Below are 14,108 nucleotides of genomic sequence, written 5' to 3'. Positions count from 1 at the left end.
TATATGCTAAGCAAAGATCTTGAACTGACATTAAATCAGGCATTTAAAGGGGCTCGTACCAAGCGGCATGAGTTCATGACAGTAGAGCACTTACTACTGGCCTTGATAGACAATGACATCGCCGCTGACGTATTGATGGCCTGTGGCGCTGACCTAGGCCGCTTGCGGACCGATTTGGCCGATTTTGTGGACTCAACCACGCCGCTGATCCCAGAGCGGGATCTTGAGCGTGAAACACAGCCCACCTTGGGTTTTCAACGTGTCCTGCAAAGGGCGGTATTTCACGTGCAATCCTCGGGCAAAAAAGAAGTTACCGGTGCCAATGTATTGGTGGCTATTTTTTCTGAACAAGAAAGCCAGGCGGTCTATTTTCTAAAACAGCAAAGTGTTGCCCGCTTGGACATCGTTAATTACATCACCCACGGTATATCCAAGGTGGCGGGTCACAGCGACCACAGCCTGGAGCATGACCGCAGCCATGTGGACGAAGACGGTATCGCCACAGAGCAAGAGCAACGGCCGCTGGATAACTACGCCACCAATTTAAATGAAGAAGCTAAGTTGGGCCGCATAGACCCCTTGATCGGTCGTGATAAGGAAATAGAGCGGGTAGCGCAAATACTATCGCGCCGTCGCAAAAACAACCCGCTGCTAGTGGGTGAGTCCGGGGTGGGTAAAACTGCTATCGCCGAAGGCTTAGCTAAACTCATCGTCGACGGCGAAGTACCTGACATATTAAAAGACAGCACCGTTTATTCATTAGATATGGGGGCCTTATTGGCGGGCACCAAATATCGCGGTGACTTTGAAAAACGATTTAAAGGTTTGCTCGCTGACTTGAGAAAACGTGAGCATGCCATTCTTTTTATCGATGAAATTCATACTATTATCGGAGCGGGTGCTGCCTCAGGCGGGGTCATGGATGCCTCCAATTTATTAAAACCGCTGTTGAGCTCGGGGCGTTTACGCTGCATAGGCTCCACCACCTTTCAGGAGTACCGCGGTATTTTTGAAAAGGACAGGGCGCTTAGCCGCCGCTTTCAAAAAGTGGACGTGGGTGAGCCTTCAGTGGAAGACACCTTCAAAATCCTTAAGGGTTTAAAAAGCCGTTTTGAAGAGCATCACGACATTAAGTACACCGATAAAGCCTTGCAAGCTGCTGCTGAGTTATCGGGGCGCTATATCAACGATCGTTTTATGCCCGACAAAGCCATTGACGTGATAGACGAGGCGGGTGCCTACCAACGCTTACAAAAACCTGAAAATCGCAAAAAAGTTATTAATGTTGCCGAGATAGAAAACATCGTGGCAACGATTGCGCGGATACCGCCTAAATCAGTTTCGTCCAACGATAAAGAGCAGTTGCTTAAGTTAGAGGACAACTTAAAAATGGTGGTGTTTGGTCAAGACGAGGCCATAAGCTCCTTGGCGACTTCCATCAAGATGGCTAGGGCGGGCTTAAAGCCTGTAGAAAAGCCCATAGGTTCATTCTTATTGGCTGGGCCTACCGGTGTGGGCAAAACCGAAGTTACCGCACAGCTGGCTAAAATCCTTGGTCTGGAGTTAATCCGCTTCGATATGTCTGAGTATATGGAACGCCATACCGTGTCACGCTTAATCGGCGCACCTCCCGGCTATGTCGGTTTCGATCAGGGCGGCCTATTAACCGAAGCTGTCACTATGCATCCCCATAGTGTGGTGTTGTTAGATGAAATAGAAAAAGCGCACCCCGAAGTCTTTAACTTGTTATTACAGGTCATGGATCACGGCACGCTGACTGACAACAACGGCAGAAAAGCTGACTTTAGAAACGTTATCTTTATCATGACCACCAATGCTGGTGCTGAGAATATTAGCCGCCGCTCCATGGGCTTTTCTGAGCAAGATCATAGCACCGACGCCATGGAGGCGATTAACCGCTTGTTTACTCCCGAATTCCGCAATCGCTTAGACAGCATAGTGCAGTTTAAATCGTTACCGGAAGAGGTGATATTAACCGTAGTGGATAAATTTTTGGTAGAACTGCAAGGGCAGTTGGATGGCAAGTTGGTCACGTTGCACGTGGATGACAGTGCTAGGCGCTGGCTGGTTACTAAAGGCTACGACAAAGATATGGGCGCAAGACCTATGGCCAGAGTGATACAAGAGCATATTAAAAAGCCCTTGGCTGAAATGGTCTTGTTTGGCGCGCTTTCAGAGAAGGGTGGCATAGTGCACATTAGTGCAGGCGGTGATGGCTTAGTGCTAGAAGTGGAGGAGTCAGAAGAGGCGCTGGCATAAGCGCCTCTCTAGGATTTTAGCGGGCGCGGTAGGTGATGCGTCCTTTGCTTAAATCGTAAGGCGTTAGCTCAACACGAACTTTATCGCCGGTTAAAATGCGTATGTAGTTCTTGCGCATTTTACCCGAGATGTGGGCTGTTACTACGTGGCCGTTCTCTAACTCTACACGGAACGTCGTGTTAGGTAGGGTGTCTATCACCTCACCTTCCATTTCAATTTGATCTTCTTTTGCCATTCGGCACTTACCTCGATGGTTTTAAATACAATCGCCTAGCCGACGAAAAACTGCGCGCATTGTACCTAAAATCGTCTGAGAATCAAAAGGGAATTACTTCAGCTGCAGCCATTGCTGGTTTATATATAGCTCTAAGGGCCTAAAAGACGATTTATAACGCATTTTTTGGCAATTTTTAATCCAATAGCCCAAATACAACGCATGCAGTTTTAGCCGCTGGCTTTCCTGTAACTGCCACAAAATCATATAAGTTCCTAAGCTGCGCTTGTCGTGGTCGGGGTCAAAAAAGCTGTAAACAGCCGATAGACCTTGCTCTAACTGGTCAGCCAAGGCGACAGCGATCAACTTACCTTGTAAGCGAAGGCTAAAATAACGGCTATAGCTATTTTTACTACAGAGAAAGTTTATATAGTCGGGACGGCTGGTGGGGTACATATCACCATCGGCATGGCGCAGGTTAATGTATTTTTCAAACAGGGCATAACACTCATCGTTATCTATAGAGGCCACTTCTTGGCACTGCAAATCCGCATTGCGCTTGCTAATACGGCGCTGTTGTCGACTGGGTTTAAACAATAGGCAGGGTATACGCGCCGAAATACACTGTTGGCAGGCCGCACAATGGGGCCGGTAGATATTGTCGCCGCTGCGTCTAAAGCCATACTCCGACAGGGCGCTGTGCAGTGTTTTATCCACGGGCTGCTGGGGATCTAGAAACAGCGTAGTGGCCATTTCATTATCTAAGTAACTGCAGGGGTGCTCACTGGTGCGGTAAAACTTGAGTTGATCGAGATTGATAAGCTCTCGGTTAGACATGATGCGGCCCTTGCCAGTGTGCCTGCCAGTCACCAATGCCAGCTTGCACGCTGTATTGCTGTAGATAATCAGTAAAGCGGCTGCGCACTATTTCCTCGGTTCCTAAAGTGGTTAGGTGTGGGTTGGCTACTTGGCAGTCTATCAGTGGGTAGCCCCAACGGGCTAGGTTTTGCGCTAGCGCGACAAAGGCTACTTTTGAAGCATCACTGCTATGGCTAAACATAGACTCACCAAAGAATATCTGCCCTATATTAATGCCATAAAGCCCGCCCACCAGGCGCTCGCCCAACCATACTTCCACAGAATGGGCGTGGCCTTGTTGGTGCAGAGTCGTGTAGGCCGCAATAATATCATCGCTAATCCAAGTGCCGGGCTGATCTTTACGCGGCGTGTCGGCGCAGGCCTGTATCACCTCTATGAAATGAGTGTCGCAGGTGACGTGAAATTCTTGGCGCTTAAGACGTTTATTCAGGCTTTTAGAGATATGGATATGTTCGGGAAATAACACCGCTCGGGGGCTGGGTGACCACCATAAAATAGGCTCGCCCGGCTCATACCAAGGGAATATGCCTAGCTGGTAGGCATGCAACAATCGTTGTGGGCTTAAGTCTGCCCCGGCGGCCAGTAGGCCGTTGGGTTCTAGCAGTGCTGTATCGGTAGGAGGGAAATACAGCTCATCGGGGTCCAGCCAGGGCAGTGTCGTCATTAAGGTTTAAGCTAGGTCGTCAAGGTAGCGCTCGGCATCTAAGGCGGCCATACAGCCCGCACCAGCCGAGGTAACTGCTTGACGGTAAATGTGGTCAGCTACATCGCCGGCCGCAAACACGCCCTCTATAGAGGTGCCAGTGGCATTGCCTTCTAGGCCACTCTTGATTTTGATGTAGCCGTCTTTCATGTCTAGTTGGCCGGCAAATATATCGGTGTTGGGCTTATGGCCGATAGCAATAAACACGCCTTCCACGTCTATAGCGGTGACGCTGTCATCTTGGGTGTTGCGTAAGTTTAAACCGGATACGCCCATAGTATCACCGGTTACTTCGTCTAGCGTGTGGTTCCACATAAGGGTGACATTGCCGTTTTTCGCTTTTTCAAATAGCTTGTCTTGCAATATTTTCTCTGCGCGTAAACCTTCGCGCCTATGCACTAAGGTAACCTCAGAGGCGATGTTGGATAAATACAGCGCTTCTTCTACCGCTGTGTTACCGCCACCAATAACAGCAACCTTTTTATCGCGGTAAAAAAAACCGTCGCAGGTGGCACAGGCGCTAACGCCTTTACCCATAAAGGCTTGTTCTGATTCTAGGCCTAGATACTGCGCCGATGCACCGGTGCAAATAATCAAGGCGTCGCAGCTATAGGTGGCGCTGTTGCCTTTTAAAATAAACGGCCGCTGTTGCAGCTGGGTTTCTTCTATGTGGTCAAATAAAATTTGGGTATCAAAGCGTTCGGCATGCTGCTGCATACGCACCATCAGGTCGGGGCCTTGTAAGCCTTCCACATCACCGGGCCAGTTATCAACCTCGGTGGTGGTAGTGAGCTGGCCGCCTTGCTGCATGCCGGTAATCAGCACTGGCTTTAAATTCGCTCGGGCAGCATAAACGGCAGCCGTATAACCGGCAGGGCCGGAGCCTAAAATGATCAGTGGGTGATGCTGGATATCGCTCATAAAAAACCTGTGTATTGTGTGAGTATGGGCAGGCGGTTGAATTGTATACAGTGGGCGCCTATGCAGCCGACTATCATAATTCAAATCAAGATGGGGCTAAAGCCTTTATCTGTGATTGAGTGCCTAGCTTAATTGTCTGCAGGGGCAGCAATCTGACGGCGTAGGTGATAATATTGGGCCAATTTTCAAGAATAAAAGCCTGATAAGGCAAAGGAATAATTGGCTTTGAATAAACCAGTTACTGCTGAGAAATCTACCCACAATATCGCCGCCGAAAAATTTGCCCCGCGCTTGCGCGAAGGCGCCTTGATTGGTGTGTTTGCGGTGTTCGTCTATTTGCTGGTCGCTCTGCTGACTTACAACGCCGCTGACCCCGGCTGGTCCGATACCGGTAGCGGCCAAACCATTACCAATAGAGGTGGGCCTACCGGCGCCTGGTTGGCCGATGTTTTTTACTCGCTATTTGGCTATATGGCGTATTTATTCCCATTGATGCTGGGTTATCGCGCTTCCATATTATTTAGGGAGCGTTATAGGCAGGGGGTTTTTAATTGGTGGATGTTTTTTATACGCATTGCCGGTCTGTTAATGGTAATGGTAGCCAGTACCAGCTTAACCACTATTGCCGACGCGACTAATTCGGCATTACCTTTTGGCAATGGCGGTATCTTAGGCCAGGCCGTAGGTAGTAACGCGATTGCCGCCTTCAGCGTATTTGGCGCCCGGCTAATATTACTGGCGCTACTGCTATTTGGCATGACTATTTTTACCGACCTGTCCTGGTTGCGTTTAATGGACAAGCTAGGTGCTGCAACGCTGGCGTTAATCTCTGCCATACGTAATCGCACGGTGAAGTATTGGCGCAAGCGACAAGAAAAGAAAACCCAGCAAAAAGTGCAGCAAGAGCGCAAAGTGGTTATCGCCAAACATGTGGAAGAAACCAAAAACAAAAAACCACCGGTTATTAAACCCATGCCTAAGCAGCAGCCGGTAGTTAGTGAGCGCAAAGAGCGTGAGCGCCAGCAGCCTTTATTTGATGCTCCGGTGACCGGCAGCTTACCTTCATTGAGCTTATTAAATCCCGCCGGTAATGCCTCCAAAAAAGGCTACTCCACGGAAGCGCTGGAGGCTATGTCAAAATTATTGGAGCATAAGCTCAAAGACTTTGGCGTTATAGCAGAAGTGGTTGAAGTTTTCCCCGGCCCGGTTATTACCCGTTTCGAAATACAGCCAGGCACCGGTGTAAAAGTTAGCAAAATCGTCGGCATAGCCAAAGATATAGCGCGCTCACTAGCGGTAATTAGCGTGCGCGTAGTAGAGGTAATACCGGGCAAGCCCGTCGTAGGCATAGAAATTCCCAATGAAGACAGGGCCATTGTTAACTTTCATGATGTGTTGTCATCAAAAGAATACGACGAGTCGAAATCACCACTAACCTTAGCGCTGGGCCACGATATCGCCGGTGAGCCGGTAGTAGCAGACTTAGCCAAGATGCCACATTTGTTGGTGGCCGGTACCACCGGTGCCGGTAAGTCGGTTTTGATTAACGTTATGTTATTAAGCATGATGTATAAATCTGGCCCCGAGGATGTACGTTTTATTTTAGTCGACCCAAAGGTAATAGAGCTAACCGTATACAACGGCATTCCCCATTTATTGACACCCGTGATAACGGATATGAACGAGGCCGCCAACGGCCTGCGCTGGTGTGTGGCAGAAATGGAGCGGCGCTATAAATTACTCGCCGCCTTAGGAGTGAGAAATTTAGCGGGCTTTAACCGTAAAGTGGCAGATGCCAAGGCTGCAGGCGAGCCCATTATGGATCCTTTTTATGTGCCCGCCGAAAACTATGTGCATATCGATGGTGTAGAGCCGCCTAGCCAGAAAGAGTTAGAAAAGCTGCCGGCCATTGTTGTGGTTATCGATGAATTCGCCGACATGATTATGACCGTGGGTAAAAAAGTTGAAGAGCTTATCGCCCGTATCGCCCAAAAAGCTAGGGCGGCAGGGATACATTTAATTTTGGGCACCCAGCGTCCGTCAGTAGATGTTATCACCGGTTTAATCAAAGCCAACGTGCCCACACGTATGGCCTGCCAAGTCTCGTCACGGGTAGACTCACGCACCATACTCGATCAGGGTGGCGCCGAACAATTATTAGGTAAGGGCGATATGTTGTTTTTACCTCCGGGCACCAGCTTACCGATACGGGTGCATGGTGCTTTTGTCGATGATGACGAAGTCCATAGAGTGGTTGCTGAATGGAAGCGCCGCGGCGAGCCTGCCTATATAGAGGGTTTAATCGACGATGGTGCCAGCAATAATATACCCGGCATAGCCAATGATAGCGGTGACAGCGGTGCTGATGAATCCGACGTGTTATACGATGAGGCTTTACATTTTGTGACCTCTAGCCGACGGGCATCAATTTCTGCGGTGCAACGTAAATTACGTATAGGTTATAACCGCGCGGCGCGACTTATAGAAACCATGGAGTCGGCCGGTGTGGTCAGCGAAATGGGCCACAACGGTGCCCGCGAAGTTCTCGCGCCACCTCCTGCAGAATAAAATAGAGGTTTATGTGATACCACGTATCGTCAAAACAATATCCATTGCGCTGCTGTTAAGCACAGCTGGTTTTACCAACGCTGATGCTAATGTCAGTGCAGTTGATAATACCAATGCAGTTAATATTAAGAGTACCGCCTTATTAGCCGAACAATTACAGGGCGTGCAAACCCTGCAAGCGCAATTTCAGCAAACTATTAGCAATGACAAGGGCCAACTACTGCAGCAGGCTAGTGGCAAGCTCATTGTTAAAAAACCACAGCAGCTGTATTGGTTAACCGAGCAACCTTACGAGCACTTAGTGGTTACCGATGGCACTAGTTTATGGCTGTATGACATAGACCTGGAGCAGGTCAATAAAGAAAACTACAACAATAATATTGATAAAGCCCCAGCCCTGTTGTTGAGTGGTGATGTCGCTGCGATACAACAAAATTATCAGGTTGCCGTGCTAGAGCAGGGCGATGATGAAATTAGTTTTACGCTAAAGCCTAATGCCGGTGATAGCGCTTTTTCGCAGCTAACTATTAGCTTTAAGCAGCAAAAAATTACTCGCATGGTGTTAAAGGATAACTTCGATCAAACCACTACTATTGATTTTAGTGACGTTGAACTAAACCAGCCGGTTTCCGATCAGCAATTTGCATTTACCCCTCCCGTTGGTGTTGAAGTGATAGAGAATGAGCGCTGATTTATTTAGCCAGCAACCGCTGTATCAACCCTTAGCGGCTAAGCTGCGACCTACCCAGCTGGACCATTACATAGGGCAGGAGCATCTGACCAGCAAGGGTAAGCCTTTACGCGAAGCGCTGGATAGCGGCCAAATGCACTCCATGATTTTATGGGGGCCACCAGGTGTGGGTAAAACCTCACTGGCCAAACTTATAGCCACTCTGTGCAAGGCACACTTCATTACCATCTCTGCGGTGCTTTCTGGGGTTAAAGAAATTCGTGCCGCCGTCGATGAGGCCAAGCAATATCAAGCCCAGCAACGGCAAACCATTTTATTTATCGACGAAGTGCACCGTTTTAATAAATCCCAGCAAGATGCTTTTTTACCTTATGTGGAAGACGGCACCTTTTTGTTTATTGGCGCTACCACAGAAAATCCCTCTTTCGAATTAAACAACGCGCTGCTGTCTCGTACTAGAGTGTATAAATTACGCGAGCTCAGTGAACTTGCCATCAGTGATATTTTAACCAGAGGTATAGACTCGCTAGCGGGTATAAGCGTAGCGCCGCCACAGCTAGCCCGATTAGCGCAAGCGGCCGATGGCGATGCCAGAAGAGCGCTCAATCTATTAGAACTGGCCACCGAACTCTCTGCCGACGACGTGATTAGCGACGCCATCTTAGATGAAGTGTTAGAAGGCTATGTGCGCCGCTTTGATAAGGGCGGCGATTTATTTTATGAACAAATTTCTGCGCTGCATAAATCGGTGCGCGGCAGCTCGCCTGATGGTGCCCTGTATTGGTTATGCCGCATGTTAGATGGTGGCTGTGACCCCTTTTACATTGCTCGCCGAGTAGTGCGCATGGCCAGCGAAGATATTGGTAATGCCGACCCCAGAGCCTTAGACATAGCTCTTAGCGCCTGGGATGTGCAGCAGCGCTTAGGCAGCCCCGAAGGTGAGCTGGCCATAGCTCAAGCGGTAATATATTTGGCCAGCGCCGCCAAAAGTAATGCCGTTTACAGCGCCTATAATCAGGTAATGGCCGATATAAAAAGCCAGCCCAGCCATGAGGTGCCGGTACATTTACGTAATGCCCCCACCAGCTTGATGAAAGATATGGATTATGGTGCCGAGTATCGCTATGCCCACGATGAGCCCAATGGCTATGCCGCGGGTGAAAACTATTTACCCGAAGCACTTAAAGACCAGCGTTATTATCAGCCAGTACCGCGAGGGCTGGAATTGAAAATAGGCGAAAAACTAAATAACCTGCGCGAGCTGGATAAAACCAGTAGAATACGCCGCTATTCGGAACTGTAATCGGATATAAGTACACTGTTATGAATAAGCCGTTACTAAAGATGTCACTATGAAACAACTGCTATTTATCGCGTTAGGTGGGGCAGGAGGGGCCGTATGCCGCTACGGCTTGGTGAACCTAGTCAACCAGTTGCACCACAGCAAGTTTCCCTTGGGAACATTCAGCGTCAACGTGATTGGCTCCTTTGTGATAGGTGTCATGTATGTGTTGATTGCTGAGCGCTTAAGCTTATCGCCCGATTGGCGTAGCATTATAATTGTGGGGTTTTTAGGTGCATTTACCACTTTTTCAACCTTCTCACTGGAAGCTATCACCCTGCTAGAAAACGGCCACGCTGCCAATGCAGCTTTATACATAGTCAGTAGCTTACTGGTTTGCCTGTTAATGGTCTGGCTGGCCATGCTGTTAACACGCGCCGTTTTTTAATGACGCATAGCGACAGATATTAACTAACGATTAAATAGATAAACACTGAATCACTCCCACATATTCATCAGCTTTATATAGGTTTTAAGCTCCATGCTAGATATTAAAATTATTCGCCAAGACCCTACGGCAGTGGCAGAAAAGTTAAGCAAGAAAAAATACATACTCGATATTGCTGCCTTCGAGGCGCTGGATAATGAGCGCAAAGTCGCTGACAGCGAAAGCCAGGCTTTATTGGCAGAGCGCAAATCTGCGTCTAAAAAAATTGGCGAGCTGGTGCAGTCTGGCATCAGTGTTGATGAAGCAAAGCAAACGGTTAATGAAACCCTAGCAAAAATTGGTGAGCAGTTAGAGTCCTTAAAAGAACGCGCGCGTCTAGCGCAGGAAGCGATGGATGAGCTGCTGCTATCCATCCCCAATATCCCAGATGACGAAGTACCGGTAGGCAACGATGAAGATGCCAATATAGAAGTGTGCATCTGGGGTACTAAGCCAGAATTTAATTTTGAGCCTAAAGACCATGTTGATATAGGTGAGGCGCTAGGTGGCTTAGACTTTGATACTGCCAGCAAAATCACCGGCTCACGTTTTGTAGTAATGCAAGGCTCTATGGCACGCCTGCACCGAGCGTTAATTCAATTTATGCTGGATACTCATATTAACGAGCACGATTACCAAGAGGTTTACGTGCCTTATATGGTGAATGCTGAATCGTTAAAAGGCACCGGCCAGCTACCCAAGTTTGAAGAAGACTTATTTAAAGTCAGTGGCGAGCAGGGTTATTATTTAATCCCCACCGCGGAAGTGCCCGTAACCAATATGTTGCGCGATAAGATAGTCGATGCCAAGCAAATGGAATATGGACTGCGCTTCACCTGCCACACTCCCTGTTTTCGCAGCGAAGCGGGCAGTTATGGCCGCGATACCCGCGGCATGATACGCCAGCACCAGTTTGAAAAAGTTGAGATGGTGCAGCTGGTTAAGCCCTCAGAATCAACCCAGGCTTTAGAATCCTTAACCGGCCATGCCGAAGCTGTTTTGCAAAAACTGGGCTTGGCTTACCGCAAAGTGATTTTATGTGGCGGCGACTTAGGTTTCTCAGCACTAAAAACCTATGACTTGGAAGTGTGGTTACCGGGTCAGCAAAAATACCGCGAGATTTCATCCTGCAGTAACTTTGGTGATTACCAAGCTAGGCGCATGATGGCCAGATGGCGCAATCCCGAAACCAATAAGCCTGAGTTATTACATACGCTTAATGGTTCCGGCTTGGCGGTAGGCCGTACCTTGGTGGCTATCTTAGAAAACTACCAAACTGAGCAGGGCACAGTTATTGTGCCAGAAGTGCTGCGCCCTTATATGGGGGGTATTAGCGAGCTTTCTTAAGCTTACCTTGCCCAAGGGCGCCCCGCAGGCTGGGAGCGTCCCTTGGCGCTACTCAGAGCACCTGCCACGCCACGTATAAGTTGTTAAAGAAATAAGCAATTTGGTCGATATTAAGCCTAGGAGCTTAATTAATGATCAATATCCCGCCTATCAACACCCAACCTTATAAAGGCACAGGGTCGACTAAAAAAAACCAGCGCCGCGCCTATGCCGTGGAGGCTGAGCGTGAAGAGCAAAAGCCCATTACCCATGAACGACGCGGCCAGCGCAACCGCCGTAATACTGTGGGCGGCCAACGCGTTGTTAACCGCCGGATGAGCTCCGACAGGCGTAAAGGCCGGGTCAATCTGATGATTTAAGCATTAAATACTGGGTGCATAGCCTGGGCGTTTCGCCACTTGTTGGCTTTTTTGATAGGGCATGGCATCTAGTAAAATCTTGCCTGCTTCATTGAGTAGCGGATCGTTTTCATCGATAGCATTAGCCGGCTCATTAGCGGCTGTTTTCTCAGCTTGCTCTTTACTGTCTTCTTCTTTTAATTCATCAAGATCAGTTATCAGCGTTAAGCCTTTAAACTTTCTACGTTTGTTTTCTATAGCTAGCAGTTTGTCGCTTTCATCATCTTCCAAGGCTTTTCTGGCGGCTTTGTTCAGCGGCAAATGGGTGAGTTGTTTAGCGTCCTCAGCCAGTTTGCGCCGATCGTTCATAAAAACAAAATCAGGGTCATTGGCTATGCGCTGCTGGTGCTGTGTTTTAAGCACGGGCATGGCCTGCTCAAAATTATAATAGTGGCGCAGCTTCATAGCGGCGATAGAGTCCCAGGGCAGGGCATGCTCCAACGAACTTTCACCCACTTTTTCGCTGTCGTACAGCTCCGGGAACAAAATATCGGGGACTACACCGCGGTGCTGAGTGCTTTCACCAGAAACGCGGTAAAACTTAGACTCAGTTATTTTTAGCTGGCCCTGGGTGAGGTCATTAATCGACTGTACCGTGCCTTTACCAAAGGAGGGGGAGCCTATGATCAGGGCGCGTTTATAGTCCTGCATGGCGCCGGCAAAGATTTCTGAAGCCGAAGCGCTGAGGCGATTAATCAGTACCACCACGGGCATATCAAAATACTTGGAGCGATAATTTTTACCGGCGCGGTCTACCTTGCCATTGGAGTGGCGAATTTGCACCGTGGCACCCGCTTCTATAAACAAGCTAGTTAGCGCGTTGGCCTCATCTAAAGAGCCGCCACCATTATCTCTTAAGTCTATGATGATGCCTTCGGCTCCTTCAGCTTGCAGTGCGGTAACATGCTTCATTACATCGTAGCTGGTGCTGCGAAAATCAGGGTGGTTAACATCTCTTACAGCAAAATTGCGGTAAAACGTGGGCAAGTCTACTACCCCCAGTTTATGCATTTTGCCCTCATGCATTAGGTTAAGCATTTTACGCTGGGCGCTTTGCTCTTCAAGCTTAACGGTATCGCGACGTATCTTAATCAGCTTGCGCTCATCATCGGTTTTGGCCGTCACCGGGATGACTTCTAAATGCACTATGCTGTCTTTGGGGCCGCGAATTAGGTCTACCACCTCATCTAAACGCATGCCTATTACATCTACTAGCTCTTCATCACCTTGTGCTACGCCGACTATGCGGTCAGAGGGCTGCAGCGCCCCTTGCTTAAATGCCGGGCCGGCAGGTACTAGGCGCATCACTTTGGTGTACTCATCTTCTTGCTGTAGCACCGCACCTATGCCCTGTAGTGACAGGCTCATATTAATATTAAAGTTTTCCGAGCTGCGCGGTGACAGGTAGTTAGTGTGCGGATCGTAAAGTTCGGTAAGCGAATTAATATAAATTTGAAATACATCTTCGGCATTGGACTGCTGTATACGGTTGTATTGGTTTTGGTAGCGCTTGCTGAGCAGCTTGATGATTTCGGGGTTGGTTTTATCGTCTAGCTGCATGCTTACAATGCGACTTTTAAGCAGCTTGCGCCACAGGTCGTCGGCGGCGGCGGTGCTGTCGGGCCAAGGCTGCTCTGAGCGATCTATCAGTAGAGTTTCTTCGCGGTTGAGATCTAAGCTATCAATAAGCGAGGGGAGTTGCTGTTGTATGGTATTAATACGTTCCAGCACCCGTTGTTGGAAACGGTTGTAGATGGAGTAACCGGTGGTTAATTCACCTCGCTTAAGCTCGTCGTCTAGCTGTAAACGCTTGGGTTCAAACTCGGCTATATCGCTAGTTAGGAAAAAGGTTTTGGCGCCATCTAAGCGCTGAAGATAGTTATCAAAGAATTGTGAAGAGATATGGTCATCCAAGGGCTTACTGGCATAGTGCATATAGGCCAGTTTCAAGGTGATCTCTTTGGTCGTTTTAGCCTGCTCAGCAGTGGGGGCTAGGGTAGGAATATTGGCTTCTTCGGCCAGTACTGAGGACCCGCTGAGGCATAGCAAAAAGGCTAATGTATTCAGGCTGGTAAAACGAGTATGTATACGGCTAACTAAGCTCAAAACAATATTCCAGTAGTAATTTATAGACGACAGGCATTATTCCATAGACATTGCTGGTGTGCATCATCTATGTTTTAATACTGTCATTCATTTCCCCATACTCTTTATAAAACAATAAGATAGAGTGGTGATTTAACATTATTTAGTCGTATATATCGGTATTAAATCAAATCTTGAACTAGGTTTAGTCTATCTATAGGCCCCAGCTATATAGTCTATAGCGTAAGCCTAA

General features: G+C 48.4%; 12 protein-coding genes. 7 read left to right on the top strand and 5 right to left on the bottom strand.

The window, feature by feature from the left end:
• Positions 1-3 precede the first annotated feature (3 nt).
• A complete protein-coding gene (gene clpA / locus B067_RS0110845; RefSeq protein WP_019530110.1) occupies positions 4-2,280 on the top strand; it encodes an ATP-dependent Clp protease ATP-binding subunit ClpA in 2,277 nt (758 codons plus the stop codon).
• Between the two features lie 16 nt (positions 2,281-2,296).
• Here the strand turns inward: clpA and infA are convergent, their stop codons facing one another.
• From infA to trxB, 4 genes are all read right to left on the bottom strand, one after another.
• Positions 2,297-2,515: a translation initiation factor IF-1 gene (gene infA / locus B067_RS0110840; RefSeq protein WP_019530109.1), complete on the bottom strand. Its 219-nt coding sequence runs from the start codon at positions 2,513-2,515 to the stop codon at positions 2,297-2,299.
• A gap of 93 nt (positions 2,516-2,608) precedes the next feature.
• Positions 2,609-3,331: an arginyltransferase gene (locus B067_RS0110835; RefSeq protein ID WP_019530108.1), complete on the bottom strand. Its 723-nt coding sequence runs from the start codon at positions 3,329-3,331 to the stop codon at positions 2,609-2,611.
• On the bottom strand, positions 3,324-4,037 hold the full coding sequence (gene aat, locus B067_RS0110830) for a leucyl/phenylalanyl-tRNA--protein transferase (protein ID WP_019530107.1): 714 nt from the start codon (positions 4,035-4,037) through the stop codon (positions 3,324-3,326). Before aat ends, B067_RS0110835 begins: the two co-directional genes overlap by 8 nt.
• 6 nt (positions 4,038-4,043) lie before the next feature.
• Positions 4,044-4,997 carry a thioredoxin-disulfide reductase gene (gene trxB / locus B067_RS0110825; protein ID WP_019530106.1) on the bottom strand — a complete coding sequence of 318 codons (954 nt, stop codon included), beginning with the start codon at positions 4,995-4,997 and terminating at the stop codon, positions 4,044-4,046.
• 264 nt (positions 4,998-5,261) lie between these two features.
• Here trxB and B067_RS0110820 point away from each other — a divergent pair, with 264 nt between their 5' ends.
• The 6 genes from B067_RS0110820 to B067_RS0110795 all read left to right on the top strand — a co-directional run bounded on the left by B067_RS0110820 (position 5,262) and on the right by B067_RS0110795 (position 11,731).
• Positions 5,262-7,565: a DNA translocase FtsK gene (locus B067_RS0110820; protein ID WP_026244580.1), complete on the top strand. Its 2,304-nt coding sequence runs from the start codon at positions 5,262-5,264 to the stop codon at positions 7,563-7,565.
• A 13-nt stretch (positions 7,566-7,578) separates the two neighbouring features.
• Positions 7,579-8,256 carry an outer membrane lipoprotein periplasmic chaperone LolA gene (lolA, locus tag B067_RS0110815; RefSeq protein WP_240472851.1) on the top strand — a complete coding sequence of 226 codons (678 nt, stop codon included), beginning with the start codon at positions 7,579-7,581 and terminating at the stop codon, positions 8,254-8,256.
• Complete coding sequence (locus B067_RS0110810) at positions 8,246-9,559, top strand: replication-associated recombination protein A (RefSeq protein WP_019530103.1); 1,314 nt, start codon at positions 8,246-8,248, stop codon at positions 9,557-9,559. Before lolA ends, B067_RS0110810 begins: the two co-directional genes overlap by 11 nt.
• 49 nt (positions 9,560-9,608) lie before the next feature.
• Entirely contained in the window at positions 9,609-9,986 is a 378-nt protein-coding gene (crcB, locus tag B067_RS0110805) for a fluoride efflux transporter CrcB (protein ID WP_019530102.1), read from the top strand.
• A 93-nt stretch (positions 9,987-10,079) separates the two neighbouring features.
• A complete protein-coding gene (gene serS, locus B067_RS0110800) occupies positions 10,080-11,372 on the top strand; it encodes a serine--tRNA ligase (protein WP_019530101.1) in 1,293 nt (430 codons plus the stop codon).
• Positions 11,373-11,503: 131 nt separating this feature from the next.
• A complete protein-coding gene (locus B067_RS0110795) occupies positions 11,504-11,731 on the top strand; it encodes a hypothetical protein (RefSeq protein ID WP_019530100.1) in 228 nt (75 codons plus the stop codon).
• Between the two features lie 3 nt (positions 11,732-11,734).
• Here B067_RS0110795 and B067_RS0110790 read toward each other — a convergent pair whose 3' ends face one another.
• Positions 11,735-13,876 (bottom strand): carboxy terminal-processing peptidase, encoded by a 2,142-nt coding sequence (locus tag B067_RS0110790; RefSeq protein WP_019530099.1) that lies wholly within the window; start codon positions 13,874-13,876, stop codon positions 11,735-11,737.
• Positions 13,877-14,108 lie beyond the last annotated feature (232 nt).

This window comes from Dasania marina DSM 21967 (assembly GCF_000373485.1).
Taxonomy (GTDB): domain Bacteria; phylum Pseudomonadota; class Gammaproteobacteria; order Pseudomonadales; family Dasaniaceae; genus Dasania; species Dasania marina.
This window is presented reverse-complemented; position numbering and strand designations above follow the sequence as displayed.